The sequence below is a fragment of the Flavobacterium sp. KACC 22758 genome (assembly GCF_028736135.1).
GTDB lineage: Bacteria > Bacteroidota > Bacteroidia > Flavobacteriales > Flavobacteriaceae > Flavobacterium > Flavobacterium johnsoniae.
The window spans coordinates 4900024-4915167 of the sequence record NZ_CP117878.1; the positions used below are offsets into that span (position 1 = coordinate 4900024).

Genomic DNA, 15144 nt, shown 5'->3' on the forward strand with positions numbered 1-15144 from the left:
TTATCTTATTTTTATTTTAAATTATTCCAGTACCAGCTAACTGCTTCTTTTAATCCATCCTGCAAAGAGAATTTTGGTTTATATCCCAAAAGTTTTTTTGCTTTCTCGATACTTGCCAATGAATGTGGAATATCTCCAGCTCTATTTACTCCGTAACTAATTTGAACATCAGCAATTACAGGATCAAATTCTGACAAGTATTGTTTTAAATATTTCACTAAATCATTTAGTGTGTTTCGATCTCCAAACGCAGTATTATAAACTGTATTAATTGCTGCTGAATTATTCGTATTCATTGCCAGTTCATTCATTTGAATTACATTATCTATGTATGTAAAATCACGCGAATAATTACCATCTCCATTTATTACAGGACTCTCAAGATTGATTAATTGTCTAACAAATTTTGGAATTACTGCAGCATAAGCGCCATCTGGATCTTGCTTTCTTCCAAAAACATTAAAATATCTCAATCCAATTGTTTCGAGACCATAAGTCCTGCTAAAAATTTCTGCATACAGTTCATTTACATATTTTGTAATAGCATATGGAGATAAAGGTTTCCCAATTACATCTTCTACTTTTGGCAATCCTTCAGAATCTCCATAAGTTGATGAACTGGCGGCATAAATAAAACGTTTTATTTTTGCATCTCTTGAAGCGACTAGCATATTTAAAAAACCAGAAACATTTACATCATTTGTTGTTATCGGATCATTTATAGACCTTGGTACAGATCCTAAAGCAGCCTGATGCAAAACATAATCAACTCCTTCAACAGCTGCAGCACAATCTTCAAGATTTCTAATATCAGCTTCAATTAATCTATAATTAGGGTTTTCCATAAAATCTTTTAGATTATGCCGATGCCCTGTAGAAAAATTATCCAAACAAATTACTTTATGACCTAATCCTAAAAAATACTCAGATAAATTCGAACCAATAAATCCTGCTCCTCCAGTAATTAATATTGTATTTTGAATTGAAGTTCCCATTTGTTCATTATTATTTTTTTCTAAATAATTTAGAAATCTTTTGCAAGACTCCTTGTTTTACTTCTTCTTCATGATATCCATTAGAATAAGATCCATATCCGTAACCATACCCATAGGTAGATCCATATTTCGCTTTGTTTTCAAAACCATTAAAAACAATACTTGCATTGCTTAACTCTCCTCTTTTGATTCTGTTATTAAGCAACGTGATCATGTCTTTTTTAGTATAATTTTGTCTTACAATATATAATGTAACATCAGCATATTGAACCAGTTCTATAGCATCTGAAACCAACCCAACCGGAGGTGTATCCAGAATAATATAGTCATATTTTTGTTTTAGCTTTTCTATTAACTCTGTCATAGCATCACTTAAAATCAACTCTGATGGATTTGGAGGTATTGGCCCTGAAAGTATTACATCCAGATTTGATATTTGCGTTGAGTTTGTAATTTCCTCCAGAGTATTTTGTCTAATCAAATAATTAACAACACCTAATTGATTATTTGTCAAACAAAATTCATCCGCTAAACGGGGCTTTCTTAAATCCAAACCAACAATTACAGTTTTTTTCTCGCTTAAAGCAAAAACTGTAGCAATATTGATTGAGCAAAAAGTTTTTCCCTCTCCACTAATAGAAGATGTAATCATTAACGTTTTTGATCCACTCAATTGCTGTCTTTTATACAAAAACTGTAATGATGAACGAATGCTTCTAAAAGCTTCAGAAAGTGCAGACTTAGGCTTATCAAATACAGCTAAATTACCTGCATCTTTATTGAATCCTACTACTCCAATTATTGGAATTTCGGTCAGTTTACTAATATCATCCGTATTTTGTATGGAATCATTTATAAAAAAAACAGCAAACACAAACATTAGAGGAATCAATATTCCTAAAAAGAATGCTAAAACATAATTTGCTGAAGTCTTTGGCCCTATTAATCCTCCTCCTATATCTTTTGCCGGATCAATAAAGTGAATGTCTGATAAATTTGAAGCTTTTACAATTTCTGCTTCATTTCTTTTCTGGAGAAATTCAGTGTAGATATTATCACTTAAATCGTATTTCCTTTTAATTTTTAAAAGTTCTTGTTGTTCCTCTGGAAGCCTTCTAACTGTACTTTCTGCCTGACCAATTTTAGCATTCACTAATGACAAATCATATAATAAAGATGTTTTAGCAGATGCAATATTTTCTAATAAAACGCTTTTTACGGCTTGCATTTGGTTATCAAAATCTTTAAAAATCTTATCACTTTTTACCGCATATGCCATTTCTGATCTTTGAGTAGAAAGAGCAATAAGTTTCGAGACGCTTGATACAATATTAGGATCTTCAATACCTGCAACAGAAGGTGCTGGAAGCCTAGAATAATCCACACTATTGTTTAGATAATTTTTTAGAGAATTATAATAAGCTATTTTTCTTGTAACCTGATCTTTTTCAACATCAAAATTCATTATTTTATCCGAAAATTTAGATCCTCCATCTTCAATTTCAAATATATTTTTATCCTTTCTAAAAGTTTTTAATTCGTTTCCCGTCTGTTTTAGCTGTGATTCCATAGCAACAAGAGTACTATCAATAAATCTTATTGTATTTGTAGCAAATTGGTTTTTACCATCAAGCTGAATCTTCATTAACATTTTTACGGTAGAGTTCAAATATTCAACCATTCTAGCCTTATTTGTTCCTTGCATTCCTAAGGTTAATAATGATCCCGAACCTTTATCTCCTTCAACACTTATTCCTCGATAATGAGCAACGGTTCCATCAAAATCATTGAATCGAACAAAATATTCTTTCCCTTTATAAAAACCTGGATTGTCATTAATTTGCAATTTCCAATTTAAAAATGGCAAAGAAACCTGTTCTCCAACTTTGTATTTTTTAGTAAAAGTTACAGGCTGTACAGAAGTATTACTATAAGTATTATTAGAATAAGTTATTAACGAAACCGAATTAGTTTCAAATGGAATTTCTATTTGATATTCGTTTTCACTCAAAAATACAATCTTAACTAAAGTGCCTGCAATTTGTCCTTTTGTTTTGTCAATATCTAAGTAAAAAGGAACTGCTCCGTAAGAATCTATTAAATTATATTTTCCTTGTTCTAAGTAATCGATATAAAATTGCAATTTATCTACAACAAGTTCATTATGGGATCTTGATTGTAAAATTGTAGAAATTCCGTTAACCTGATCTGAAACTCCGCCCCAATTAAATACTAAACTTGTATTAGAAGTAAAAAAAGGATTATTTTCTTCTTTTATAGAAATCATAGTCTGCATTCCATAAATTTTTTCCTTGCGGATATTTACCTGGTACGCAATAGTAAAAGCAATTAGCAAACTAGCTAAAAACCATTTCCAATAACTTAAAATTTTTAGCAAAAACCCTTTAAAATCAAAATTTGAATGATTTTCAAAAATGGAAAAATCTTTTATATCTAACATCTTTTGATTGAAGTTTTAATTTCTAATTATCAAATAAACCGTTGTTGCTAATGACAACAAAGTTATAATAGTACCTATAGATTGTATTCCTGTCTGCCCAGTCCCCCAAGTTTTTTGTTTTAATGGCTTAACATATATATAATCATTTGGCTGTAAATTATAATAAGGTGATTTCATTACATTAATATCTGTAAGATCAATATCATGCATTTGAACCCCTGTTGGTGTTTGGCGAATAATTGTCACAGCTTTTCTATTCCCCACAGTAGTAATATCTCCCGAATTTGCAACCGCTTCCATAATATTTACACGTTCTTGGAATAATGTTTTTGTACCGGTACTTCCAACTTCCCCATTTATAGTATATCTAAAACCTGCTAATTTTACAGTGACAAATATATTAGCTTCACTTTTAAAATGTTCTTCAAGCAACTTTTTCTCAATATTAATTCTAACTTCTTCAAGGGTGTAACCAATAACATTAATTTCTCCTAAAATTGGCATCCTTATATTTCCGTGATCATCTACAGTAAATCCATCAAAATATAAAGTTGATTCTGATTTAGCAGCAGTACTGCTTTCTGTTGTATTAAAAATTGATACAAGTTTTGGATCAATCGCTTTTATACTAATACTTAAAACATCATTTACCTGAAGTCTATATGGTTTAGATTCTACAGCAGCAATACTATTTTGTTCGCTTGAAGAATTTTTATCTTGCAGATATGTGAGATCTTTTACTGGTATACAAGACGTAAATAATGTGCTAATCGTTAAAAGTATATAAAAACAGTTTTTGGTCATTTGTGAAATTTTACGGCAAATATAGCTTTTCCTTTAATCTTCAGGAAATCTATATGTTATTTGATCTTATTTAATTGTTTTTGAAAGTTTTTTCGAATGGAACTCGATGAAGAATGCTTCGTCCAAGGGTAATTTCATCAGCATATTCTAATTCATCTCCAACAGATATCCCTCTTGCGATAGTAGAAATTATAATTTCTGATTCGGCGATTTGTTTATAAATATAAAAATTGGTCGTATCACCTTCCATTGTAGAGCTTAGTGCAAATATAATTTCAATCACTTTTCCTGATTTTACTTTTTCAACTAAGCTTGAAATATTCAGCTGACTCGGACCAACTCCTTCAATTGGTGAAATCTTACCTCCTAAAACATGATAAATTCCTTTATATTGTCCTGTATTTTCAATTGCCATGACATCTCGAATATCTTCGACAACACAAATTGTTTGATGATTTCTAACTGAATTTGCGCAAATTTCACAAACTTTAGTATCTGAAATATTGTGACAGTTTTCACAGAATTTAATATCCTCACGCATATTTAAAAGTGCCTGTGACAAAAATCCTGTTTGTTCTTTTGGCTGTTTTAATAAATGTAATACCAATCGCAATGCCGTACGCTTACCAATCCCAGGTAATTGCGACATTTCATTGACTGCTTTTTCTATTAATTTTGATGAAAATTCCATGATGACAAAAGTAATACTTTTAATGCTACCAGAAGTTTTGATACATCTAAAATCAATACTTAAGAAAGACAAAATGTTATAATTAATTCAAACTAAAGTGATATTATTTTACAATATCACTACTAACTTTTTACCACTGCAAAACAAATTAAGATAAAGCTAGAAAATTAATATTGATTTGTCGCCAATAGTACCAAAGTGCAAGCCACTTCTGCTTCAATATTATTTAACTCTAATAATTGATACAACTCAGGATTTTCTGTTCCCGGATTAAAAATCACTCTTTTTGGCTGTGCTTCAATGATGTAATTATAATAATCACGCTGACGAGTAGGATTTAAATATAAGGTAACTGTATCAATATTTTTAACTGGAATTGCTTTTGTATGAATTTTTACTCCTGCTACTTCTCCGGTATTTTGCCCAATAGCAATAACAGTATGCCCTTTTTGAGTTAATGCATTAATAGCTCTAAAAGCATAACGATCTGTTTTTGTTGTTGCACCAAGCAACAAAGTTTTTTTGTTTTTCATCATTTTAGAATATTCTACAAAAGTAGTTAAAAAGCATAAGTTTAACTTATCTTATTAATTTAGAATATTGACTGTAAAAAACAATATGATAATATTTATTTGTATGCAGCTATTAAAATTTGATTATTTTTACTTTACTAACCAATATTTCATGGATTTATTTATTTACCTATTTGCCGCTCTTTTCTCAGTACTAAATCCAATTGGAACAGTACCAATTTTTGTTGGATTAACACAGCATGATTCACAAAAAGAACGTTCGAGAATTTCTTTATGGACAGCCATAAATGTTGGTATTATTTTATTAGTTTCTTATTTCATTGGCCAATATGTTTTAACTTTTTTCGGAATCAGTATTGATGCACTTCGAATCGCCGGCGGAATTGTAATTGTAAATTCTGGTTTTTCGTTACTTTCTGGTAAATTCAATAAGAAGCGAGGTATCAATAAAAAAATTGAAAACGAAGTACAACAAAGAAACGACATTGCTTTAACTCCATTAGCAATTCCGATGCTTGCTGGCCCCGGATCAATTTCTTTGTTAATTGCGTTTTATCAGGAACATCATCAGATGGAAGAAATCCTTTTTTCTTGTCTTGCTATTTTAGCAATAGCTGTTGTAATTTTTGTTATTCTAAAAAGTGCACATTATCTAGCAAGAATTTTAGGTGCCTCTGGAATTGTTGCTATTTCAAGAATTGTTGGCTTTATTGTAATCTCTATTGGAATTCAATACATTGTAAGCTCGATTGTAAATATCATAAAAGGAAACTTAATGTAGTCATCTTTTAAAAAAACAAAAAAAGGGGATAAAACTAATGTTTCTATCCCCTTTTAATTTTATATAAAATCTTAATTTCTTGGCAAAAATACTTCAGCCATCATACATCTTGCACTTCCGCCGCCACAGGCTTCAATAGTATCTAAACTAGAACTCAAAATCTCTGCATGTTTCTCTAACTGCTGAATTTGTTTAGGAGTTAAACTTTGGTGAGCTGACGCACTCATAACAATATATTTTTTATCGTTTGTCCCGCGAACTTCCAACATATTACCAGCAAAATTATTTACTTGATCTTCTGTAATTAAAATGATTTCTTTTTTATCATCTTTCAGATTATCTAAAACCATTTTTCTTTCTTTTTTATCATCAATACAATCTGCACAAATAACAGCAAATGTCTCTCCTAAACACATCATAACATTGGTATGATATATTAGTTTTCTTTCGCCGTCAACTGTTTGAAAAGCTTCAAAAATTACCGGAGCATAATCAAAATCTTCGCAGAATTCTATAAATAATTCTTCATCTGCACGAGGTGATAGAGCACAATATGCTTTTGCATTAGCACGATCCAAAAGCAAACTTCCGGTTCCTTCTAAAAAATACCCATCATCTTCTGCAGATGTATAATCCATTATATTAGAAATTTCGAAACCTTTTTCTTCTAGTGTATCTAAAATATCTTCTCGACGTTCCTGACGACGATTTTCAGCAAACATAGGATAAAGTGCTACATCTCCATTTTCATGAAAAGAAACCCAGTTGTTTGGAAAAATACTATCTGGCGTATCTGTTTCCAAAGTATCTTCGATTACGGTAACATCAACACCAACAGCTCTTAGTTTTTCAACAAAAGCGTCAAATTCCTGCTGTGCTTTTGCATTCACAGTAGTTGGCAATAATCCATCTAATACTTTTTGGTAATAATTATTTACAGCGGTCTGCTCATTCATTCTGAAAGCAACTGGCCGTATCATTACGATGGCATTTGTAGTTTGTTTCATTTTTTATATTTTTTGTTTCAGGTTTCAAGTTTCAGGTTTCACGTCTTTTACAAACTTGAAACCTGAAACTTGAAACTAAAAACTATTTTTAGTCTCTAATTAACGGCAAAGTTGAACATCGTAATAACCCTTCCTGTTTTGCTATTTCTGCATAAGGAATCTCTTCCACTGTAAAACCTTTTGCACGAAGCCAATTATTTAAACGAGTGAAGTTCTTTTCAGAAACAACAACATTTGTATCGATCGAAAAGACATTCGAAAACATATTGTACATTTCTTCTCTTTCTATATGGAATAAATTTTCCTTTCCAAAAAACTTAACTAAATACAAATAATCTGCCTCTTCACGAAAACCTCTTTTATAGATAATGCCTTTATCTTTCCCAACAGGTTGAAAACAGCAGTCTAAATGCAGTGCATTATCACGCGCTTCTAATTTAGATTTAACTAAATCAAATTCTTTTACAATTTTATTTGGGAATAATTCTTTAATATAATTTACACCATGCATATTTGTTCTGGCCGTAATGTAATCTTTATAGTCGCTTCCTTTGTAAGTACCAATAAAAATATGATCATTCCAAAGCATGACATCACCGCCTTCAATATGAACTTCTTCCGGTGGACGTACTACTTTTATTGGATTGATTTGATCAATAACATATTGAATTGCATCTAATTCGCGTTCGCGATCTGGCAGAATATTCGATTTTACAAAAACATCATCAATTACAAATCCTATATCTCTTGCAAAAATCTGATTGTAGTTTTCGATTAACTCAGGACGATAAACTGTCACATTATACTTTTGAAAAACAGCATTAAAAGCATCCATTTCAGCAACCATATCTTTTTCTATTGGATATGTTCCTGCTTTAATATGTTCCAACGATTTAGGATCATAGGCTTCATCAATTGTAGGAGTTGACCCATTATGAACGGCAGAACCCAAAACAACAGCCCGAAGCCTAGATGTTTCGTTCTTTACATTTAATTGCAACATAACATTATATATTTTGAGCAAATATAAAAAAAGCTTCACAGTTAAGTGAAGCTTTCGTTTTTTATTTATTAGACTTGAACTCTCTTAAAGGATGTCCAGTATAAATTTGTCTTGGCCTTCCAATTGGCTCTTTATTTTCACGCATTTCTTTCCATTGTGCGATCCAGCCTGGTAATCTTCCGATAGCAAACATTACAGTAAACATATCAGTTGGAATTCCCAATGCTCTGTAGATAATTCCAGAATAGAAATCAACGTTTGGATATAAATTTCTTGATTTGAAGTAATCATCTTCAAGAGCTGCCTTTTCTAATTTTCTTGCAATATCTAAAATTGGATCTTCAACACCTAAAGTTTCTAAAACTTCAGTTGCTGCTTTTTTGATGATTTTGGCTCTTGGATCAAAGTTTTTATAAACTCTGTGTCCGAATCCCATTAAACGGAATGGATCATTTTTATCTTTCGCTTTTGCTAAGAATTTATCAGTATCTCCACCGTCTTTATTAATTTCTTCTAACATTTCAAGTACCGCTTGGTTTGCACCGCCATGAAGTGGCCCCCATAAAGCAGAGACTCCTGCAGAAACTGAAGCAAATAAACCAGCATGAGAAGAACCTACCATTCTTACTGTCGAAGTAGAACAGTTTTGTTCATGATCTGCATGAAGAATAAATAATTTATCTAAAGCATTAACAATAACCGGATTTGCTGCGTAAGGACCTGTTGGCAATTTAAACATTAATTGCATAAAGCTCTCAACATATCCTTTTGTGTTATCGTAGTAGTTTAATGGATATCCCATAGATTTTCTATAAGTCCAAGTCGCAATCACAAGAAACTTTGCCATTGTTTTACAAATAGCTTCGTACATTTCTTTTTCATTATCAACATTTACCGCTTTTGGATTAAATGCTGTTAAAGCACTTGTTAAAGCAGATAAAACGCCCATTGGGTGAGCTGTTTTTGGAAAACCGTCAATAATATTTTTCATTTCTTCGTTTACCAAAGAATGTTTTCTAATATTATTTTCAAAATCTTCTAATTGTGCCACAGTTGGCAATTCTCCAAAAATCAAAAGGTATGAAACTTCTAAGAAACTAGCTTTTTCTGCTAAATCTTCGATTGAATACCCTCTGTAACGTAAAATTCCTTCTTCTCCATCCAAGAAAGTGATTTCACTTGTACAAGATCCTGAATTTTTATAACCTGGATCAATAGTAATAACACCTGTTAAATCACGTAATTTGTTAATATCGATAGCTGATTCGTTTTCGCTTCCTGTGATTACTGGAAGTTCAATCTTTTTACCATCTATTTCTAATGTAGCTATTTTTGACATAATATATTGGAAATAATTCTTTAAATAATAATTTACCAAATCTAATGAATTTAAGACTAATTAAAAAAAGAATACTGCTATGAATTTGTTAAAACTCCAAAAAAAAACCATTCGTTAGAAAACGAATGGTTTATCTTAATATAACTCTTATGATTATTTAATCTTAAAAGCATTTAAACCAGGAAAATAAGCTGTACTTCCTAATTCTTCTTCAATTCTTAATAACTGATTGTATTTTGCCATACGATCAGAGCGAGAAGCAGAACCTGTTTTAATTTGCCCACAGTTTAACGCAACCGCTAAGTCAGCAATTGTATTATCTTCAGTTTCTCCTGAACGGTGAGACATTACAGATGTATAACCAGCATTTTTAGCCATGTTTACAGCAGCAATTGTTTCTGTTAAAGTTCCAATTTGGTTAACTTTTACCAAGATTGAATTTGCGATTCCTTTTTCGATACCAGTTGACAAACGAGCAACATTAGTAACAAACAAATCATCACCTACTAATTGTACTTTATTTCCAATTTTTTCAGTTAAAGCTTTCCATCCATCCCAGTCATCTTCATACATACCATCTTCGATAGAAATAATTGGATATTTAGCTGCAAGTTCAGCTAAATAATCAGCTTGTTCAGCAGATGTTCTGATTTTTCCAGTTTCTCCTTCGAATTTAGTGTAGTCGTATTTACCATCAACATAAAATTCAGAAGCGGCACAATCAAGAGCAATCATAATTTCGTCACCGAAAGTATATCCTGCTTTTTCAACTGCTAATTTAATAGTATCTAAAGCATCTTCAGTACCACCAGCTAAGTTTGGAGCAAAACCTCCTTCATCACCAACAGCTGTACTTAAACCTCTATCATGTAATACTTTTTTCAAGCTGTGGAAAATTTCAGTTCCCATTTGCATAGCATGTGTAAAAGAAGTAGCTTTTACAGGGAAAATCATAAATTCCTGAAATGCAATAGGCGCATCAGAGTGAGAACCACCATTGATGATATTCATCATTGGAACAGGTAATGTATTAGCAGAAACTCCACCTACATATCTGTATAAAGGCAATCCTAATTCGTTTGCAGCAGCTTTAGCAGCAGCTAAAGAAACTCCTAAAATTGCATTAGCTCCTAATTTAGATTTATTTGGAGTTCCATCTAAATCGATCATTAATTGATCAATAGTGTTTTGTTCAAAAACAGAAGTTCCAACTAATTCTTCAGCAATAACAGTATTTACATTGTTCACTGCATTTAAAACTCCTTTTCCAAGATAAGCTTTACCTCCGTCACGTAATTCAACAGCTTCGTGCTCTCCAGTTGATGCTCCAGATGGAACAGCAGCTCTACCTAAAACTCCGTTTTCAGTTACTACATCAACCTCGATAGTAGGATTTCCTCTGGAATCCAAAATTTGTCTTGCGTGAACTTTAATTATAATACTCATTATTTTTGTTTTTTATTAATAGATTATAGATTTTTTTTCGAAATTATAAAAATATTTAATATTAAAAACGCTTTTTCTCTACTAAACACCTTTATTTATTAACTACATCGTTTTAGACACAGCCAGTTTTATATTCTCAACAAATTGATCAAATAAATATGACGAATCGTGTGGTCCCGGACTTGCTTCTGGGTGATATTGCACTGAAAAACAATTCTTGTTTTTCATTCTCATACCTGCAACAGTATCATCATTTAAATGTATATGTGTAAGCTCTAATTCCGGATGACCTTCCAAAGCCTCTCTCTTTACAGCAAATCCATGATTTTGAGAAGTAATTTCACCTTTACCCGTTAAAAGATTTTTTACAGGGTGATTAATACCTCTATGTCCTCCAAACATTTTATAAGTCTGTACTCCATTTGCCAAAGCAATAATTTGGTGTCCTAAACAAATTCCGAACAAAGGTCTGTCATCAGCAATGATTTTTTTAGCAACTTCAATTACTCCATGTAATGGATCCGGATCTCCAGGTCCATTCGACAAGAAAAATCCATCTGGATTAAATGAATTCAAATCTTCGTAAGTAGCATCGTATGGAAAAACTTTAATATAACAGTCTCTCTTTGCAAAGTTTCTTAAAATGTTTTTCTTAATTCCTAGATCAAGTGCAGAAATTCTATATGATGCATTTTCATCTCCAACAAAATATGGCTCTTTAGTAGAAACTTTTGAAGCTAATTCTAAACCTTCCATGTTTGGTACATTCGCTAATTCTTTTTTCAAATCCTCAATTGAAGTTCCATCTGTACAAATAACAGCATTCATTGCACCATTATCACGGATATAACTAACAAGAGCTCTTGTATCTACATCTGAAATACAAATTAAGTTTTGTTTAGCGAAATAATCTTCTAAACTTCCAGAAGCACCTACTCTTGAATAATTAAAACTAAAGTTTTTACAAACTAAACCAGCAATCTTTACATCTTCTGATTCAACTTCAAGATCATTCACACCATAATTACCAATGTGTGGATTAGTAGTTACCATAATTTGTCCAAAATAAGAAGGATCTGTAAAAATCTCCTGATATCCTGTCATTCCAGTATTAAAACAAACTTCACCAAAAGTTTTACCGCTGATTCCGATAGATTTACCATGAAAAATAGTTCCATCGCTTAGTAATAAAATGGCGCTTTGTCGTGTTGTGTATTTCATTGTTTAATTTGTATTGTTTTTAATCGTATTATGAAACTTTTAGAGTTCCATTGTAATTAGATATTTTGCAAATTTACTTCTTTAAAAGAGTGCTGCCAAGATTTTTTAAAATTTTCATTCATAAAAATAAAACCTTGACAATGAAATAAGTTAAATTTTACTCTTCTAAAAAAATCAAAAAAAAAGGATAAACTAAAAATTAGCTTATCCTTGATTTCTATAGAATCATTACTTTCATAATTATTCAGAAGCTTCAGTAGTCGATTCTGATTCAGCTGCAGGAGCTTCAGGAGCAGTACCTTCAGCTTTTTTAGCTTTACCACCACGACGGCTTTTAGCTTTTTTAACTTCTTTTTTACCTCCGTTGTAAAGTTCATTGAAATCTACAAGTTCGATCATCGCCATATCAGCGTTATCTCCCAAACGATTTCCAACTTTAATGATACGAGTGTATCCTCCTGGACGGTCTCCTACTTTAGCAGCTACATCTCTGAACAAATCAGTTACAGCATATTTGCTACGTAAGTATGCAAAAACAATACGACGATTGTGAGTCGTATCTTCTTTTGATTTTGTGATTAAAGGCTCAACGAATTGTTTAAGCGCTTTAGCTTTAGCAACAGTAGTATTAATACGTTTGTGCTCGATAAGAGAACAAGCCATATTAGCTAACATAGCTTTTCTATGTCCAGTCTGTCTGCTTAAGTGATTGATTTTTTTTCCGTGTCTCATTGCTATTTTAAATTTAACCCGCCGAAGCGGATTGAATTATTCTTTATCTAGTTTGTATTTAGCTAAATCCATTCCGAAAGTTAAATTCTTCACTGCAACAAGTTCATCAAGTTCAGTTAAAGATTTTTTACCGAAATTACGGAATTTCATTAGGTCATTTTTATTGAACGATACTAAATCACCAAGTGTATCAACTTCAGCCGCTTTCAAGCAATTTAATGCTCTTACAGATAAATCCATATCAACAAGCTTAGTTTTAAGCAATTGTCTCATATGCAATGACTCTTCATCATACGATTCTGTTTGTGCAATTTCGTCAGCCTCAAGTGTAATTCTTTCATCAGAAAACAACATGAAATGGTGAATTAAAACTTTAGCAGCTTCAGTAAGAGCATCTTTTGGATTAATAGATCCATCAGTTTTGATTTCAAAAACTAATTTTTCGTAATCTGTTTTTTGCTCTACACGGAAATTTTCGATTGCATATTTTACATTTTTTACCGGAGTAAAAATAGAATCTGTAAAAATCGTTCCAATTGCAGCATTCTGTTTTTTGTTCTCTTCAGCAGGAACGTATCCTCTACCTTTTTCGATTGTTAAATCGAAGTTCAATTTGATTTTAGAATCTAAATTACAGATAACAAGGTCTGGATTCAAAACTTGAAAACCTGAGATAAATTTTTGAAAATCACCTGCTGTTAATTGATCTTTACCAGAAACAGAAATAGTAACTGATTCATTATCGATATCTTCGATCTGACGTTTAAAACGTACTTGTTTTAGATTAAGGATAATTTCGGTAACATCTTCAACAACACCTGAAATAGTAGAAAACTCATGATCTACACCTTCGATACGAACAGATGTAATTGCATAACCTTCTAACGCTGAAAGCAAAACTCTTCTAAGTGCATTACCAACTGTCAATCCGTAACCAGGTTCTAAAGGTCTAAATTCAAATTTACCTTCAAAATCGGTTGAATCGATCATGATAACTTTATCGGGCTTTTGAAAATTAAATATTGCCATAAATTTCGACTAAGTCAATTATTATTTGTTGTACAACTCTACGATTAATTGTTCTTTAATGTTTTCTGGAATTTGAAGTCTCGCAGGTACAGAAACAAAAGTTCCTTCTTTAAGATCATTGTTCCAGGTAATCCATTCATAAACATGACTTGAATTTGATAAAGAACGCTCGATAGCTTCTAAAGATTTAGATTTTTCACGAACTGCAACTTTATCACCAGGTTTTAGGTGGTAAGAAGGAATGTTTACAACTTCTCCGTTTACAGTAATGTGTCTGTGAGATACAATTTGACGAGCACCTCTTCTAGATGGAGCAATTCCCATTCTAAAAACAACATTATCTAATCTTGCTTCACATAGTTGTAATAAAACCTCACCAGTTACACCTTTAGTAGCTGATGCTTTTTCGAATAAATTTCTGAATTGTTTTTCTAAAATTCCATAAGAATATTTAGCTTTTTGCTTTTCCATTAATTGAACAGCATATTCAGATTTTTTTCCTCTTTTCTTAGCCATCCCGTGTTGTCCAGGTGGGTAATTTCTTTTTTCGAAAGACTTATCATCTCCGAAGATTGCTTCGCCAAATTTACGAGCGATTTTGGTTTTTGGACCAGTATATCTTGCCATTTTAAAAAAATTTTAAGGTAGAGATTATGAATTCAGGTCTAATCCTCCGATAATCTATATTCTACCTTGATTATACTATAAAAATAAAAAATTAAACTCTACGTCTTTTTGGAGGACGACATCCGTTGTGTGGCATTGGAGTAACATCAATAATTTCAGTAACTTCAATTCCACCGTTATGAATAGAACGAATAGCAGACTCACGTCCGTTACCTGGTCCTTTTACATAAACTTTTACTTTTTTAAGTCCTGCCTCAAGAGCTACTTTGCTGCAATCTTCTGCTGCCATCTGAGCTGCGTACGGAGTGTTCTTTTTAGAACCTCTGAAACCCATTTTACCAGCTGAAGACCAAGCAATAACTTCACCTTTCTTATTTGTCAAAGAAATGATAATATTGTTGAAAGTCGAAGAAATATGAGCTTCACCCGTTGATTCAACGATAACTTTACGTTTTTTTGCAGTTGCTTTAGCCAT

At 31.9% G+C, this 15144-nt stretch carries 15 protein-coding genes; 1 reads left to right on the top strand and 14 read right to left on the bottom strand.

The features are described 5' to 3' along the window. Positions 1-11: 11 nt before the first annotated feature. The 5 genes from PQ462_RS20760 to PQ462_RS20780 all read right to left on the bottom strand — a co-directional run bounded on the left by PQ462_RS20760 (position 12) and on the right by PQ462_RS20780 (position 5484). Positions 12-995, bottom strand: a complete 984-nt coding sequence (locus PQ462_RS20760) for an SDR family oxidoreductase (protein WP_274251429.1) — start codon at positions 993-995, stop codon at positions 12-14. 10 nt (positions 996-1005) lie between these two features. Further along, positions 1006-3456, bottom strand: coding sequence for a polysaccharide biosynthesis tyrosine autokinase (locus PQ462_RS20765; RefSeq protein ID WP_274251430.1), 2451 nt, complete (start codon positions 3454-3456; stop codon positions 1006-1008). Positions 3457-3471: 15 nt separating this feature from the next. After that, a complete protein-coding gene (locus PQ462_RS20770) occupies positions 3472-4260 on the bottom strand; it encodes a polysaccharide biosynthesis/export family protein (protein ID WP_274251431.1) in 789 nt (262 codons plus the stop codon). A gap of 70 nt (positions 4261-4330) precedes the next feature. Further along, on the bottom strand, positions 4331-4951 hold the full coding sequence (recR, locus tag PQ462_RS20775) for a recombination mediator RecR (RefSeq protein WP_073409060.1): 621 nt from the start codon (positions 4949-4951) through the stop codon (positions 4331-4333). Between the two features lie 167 nt (positions 4952-5118). Then, positions 5119-5484 carry a CoA-binding protein gene (locus PQ462_RS20780; protein WP_274251433.1) on the bottom strand — a complete coding sequence of 122 codons (366 nt, stop codon included), beginning with the start codon at positions 5482-5484 and terminating at the stop codon, positions 5119-5121. Between the two features lie 151 nt (positions 5485-5635). Here PQ462_RS20780 and PQ462_RS20785 point away from each other — a divergent pair, with 151 nt between their 5' ends. Further along, positions 5636-6265, top strand: coding sequence for a MarC family NAAT transporter (locus tag PQ462_RS20785; RefSeq protein WP_044047404.1), 630 nt, complete (start codon positions 5636-5638; stop codon positions 6263-6265). A gap of 71 nt (positions 6266-6336) precedes the next feature. Here PQ462_RS20785 and ctlX read toward each other — a convergent pair whose 3' ends face one another. The 9 genes from ctlX to rpsK all read right to left on the bottom strand — a co-directional run bounded on the left by ctlX (position 6337) and on the right by rpsK (position 15144). Then, a complete protein-coding gene (ctlX, locus tag PQ462_RS20790; protein ID WP_274251434.1) occupies positions 6337-7272 on the bottom strand; it encodes a citrulline utilization hydrolase CtlX in 936 nt (311 codons plus the stop codon). Positions 7273-7360: 88 nt separating this feature from the next. Further along, on the bottom strand, positions 7361-8275 hold the full coding sequence (locus tag PQ462_RS20795; protein ID WP_274251435.1) for a dimethylarginine dimethylaminohydrolase family protein: 915 nt from the start codon (positions 8273-8275) through the stop codon (positions 7361-7363). Between the two features lie 61 nt (positions 8276-8336). Continuing rightward, on the bottom strand, positions 8337-9614 hold the full coding sequence (locus PQ462_RS20800; RefSeq protein ID WP_274251436.1) for a citrate synthase: 1278 nt from the start codon (positions 9612-9614) through the stop codon (positions 8337-8339). Positions 9615-9767: 153 nt separating this feature from the next. Beyond that, a complete protein-coding gene (gene eno, locus PQ462_RS20805; protein WP_012022474.1) occupies positions 9768-11060 on the bottom strand; it encodes a phosphopyruvate hydratase in 1293 nt (430 codons plus the stop codon). A gap of 102 nt (positions 11061-11162) precedes the next feature. Further along, positions 11163-12281 carry a glutamine-hydrolyzing carbamoyl-phosphate synthase small subunit gene (carA, locus tag PQ462_RS20810; RefSeq protein ID WP_274251437.1) on the bottom strand — a complete coding sequence of 373 codons (1119 nt, stop codon included), beginning with the start codon at positions 12279-12281 and terminating at the stop codon, positions 11163-11165. Between the two features lie 240 nt (positions 12282-12521). After that, positions 12522-13013 carry a 50S ribosomal protein L17 gene (gene rplQ / locus PQ462_RS20815; RefSeq protein ID WP_012022476.1) on the bottom strand — a complete coding sequence of 164 codons (492 nt, stop codon included), beginning with the start codon at positions 13011-13013 and terminating at the stop codon, positions 12522-12524. 36 nt (positions 13014-13049) lie between these two features. Further along, the gene (locus PQ462_RS20820; RefSeq protein WP_008464329.1) at positions 13050-14042 is read right to left on the bottom strand and encodes a DNA-directed RNA polymerase subunit alpha; all 993 of its coding nucleotides are present in this window, start codon (positions 14040-14042) and stop codon (positions 13050-13052) included. A 21-nt stretch (positions 14043-14063) separates the two neighbouring features. Beyond that, complete coding sequence (gene rpsD / locus PQ462_RS20825) at positions 14064-14669, bottom strand: 30S ribosomal protein S4 (protein WP_008464326.1); 606 nt, start codon at positions 14667-14669, stop codon at positions 14064-14066. A 91-nt stretch (positions 14670-14760) separates the two neighbouring features. Then, positions 14761-15144 carry a 30S ribosomal protein S11 gene (gene rpsK / locus PQ462_RS20830; protein ID WP_012022477.1) on the bottom strand — a complete coding sequence of 128 codons (384 nt, stop codon included), beginning with the start codon at positions 15142-15144 and terminating at the stop codon, positions 14761-14763.

What these genes read in the sequence shown, in the direction of transcription:
- PQ462_RS20760 (WP_274251429.1), bottom strand. Translation starts at nt 995, where the DNA reads ATGGGAACTTCAATTCAAAATACAATATTAATTACTGGAGGAGCAGGA.
- PQ462_RS20765 (WP_274251430.1), bottom strand. Translation starts at nt 3,456, where the DNA reads ATGTTAGATATAAAAGATTTTTCCATTTTTGAAAATCATTCAAATTTT.
- PQ462_RS20770 (WP_274251431.1), bottom strand. Translation starts at nt 4,260, where the DNA reads ATGACCAAAAACTGTTTTTATATACTTTTAACGATTAGCACATTATTT.
- recR (WP_073409060.1), bottom strand. Translation starts at nt 4,951, where the DNA reads ATGGAATTTTCATCAAAATTAATAGAAAAAGCAGTCAATGAAATGTCG.
- PQ462_RS20780 (WP_274251433.1), bottom strand. Translation starts at nt 5,484, where the DNA reads ATGAAAAACAAAAAAACTTTGTTGCTTGGTGCAACAACAAAAACAGAT.
- PQ462_RS20785 (WP_044047404.1), top strand. Translation starts at nt 5,636, where the DNA reads ATGGATTTATTTATTTACCTATTTGCCGCTCTTTTCTCAGTACTAAAT.
- ctlX (WP_274251434.1), bottom strand. Translation starts at nt 7,272, where the DNA reads ATGAAACAAACTACAAATGCCATCGTAATGATACGGCCAGTTGCTTTC.
- PQ462_RS20795 (WP_274251435.1), bottom strand. Translation starts at nt 8,275, where the DNA reads ATGTTGCAATTAAATGTAAAGAACGAAACATCTAGGCTTCGGGCTGTT.
- PQ462_RS20800 (WP_274251436.1), bottom strand. Translation starts at nt 9,614, where the DNA reads ATGTCAAAAATAGCTACATTAGAAATAGATGGTAAAAAGATTGAACTT.
- eno (WP_012022474.1), bottom strand. Translation starts at nt 11,060, where the DNA reads ATGAGTATTATAATTAAAGTTCACGCAAGACAAATTTTGGATTCCAGA.
- carA (WP_274251437.1), bottom strand. Translation starts at nt 12,281, where the DNA reads ATGAAATACACAACACGACAAAGCGCCATTTTATTACTAAGCGATGGA.
- rplQ (WP_012022476.1), bottom strand. Translation starts at nt 13,013, where the DNA reads ATGAGACACGGAAAAAAAATCAATCACTTAAGCAGACAGACTGGACAT.
- PQ462_RS20820 (WP_008464329.1), bottom strand. Translation starts at nt 14,042, where the DNA reads ATGGCAATATTTAATTTTCAAAAGCCCGATAAAGTTATCATGATCGAT.
- rpsD (WP_008464326.1), bottom strand. Translation starts at nt 14,669, where the DNA reads ATGGCAAGATATACTGGTCCAAAAACCAAAATCGCTCGTAAATTTGGC.
- rpsK (WP_012022477.1), bottom strand. Translation starts at nt 15,144, where the DNA reads ATGGCTAAAGCAACTGCAAAAAAACGTAAAGTTATCGTTGAATCAACG.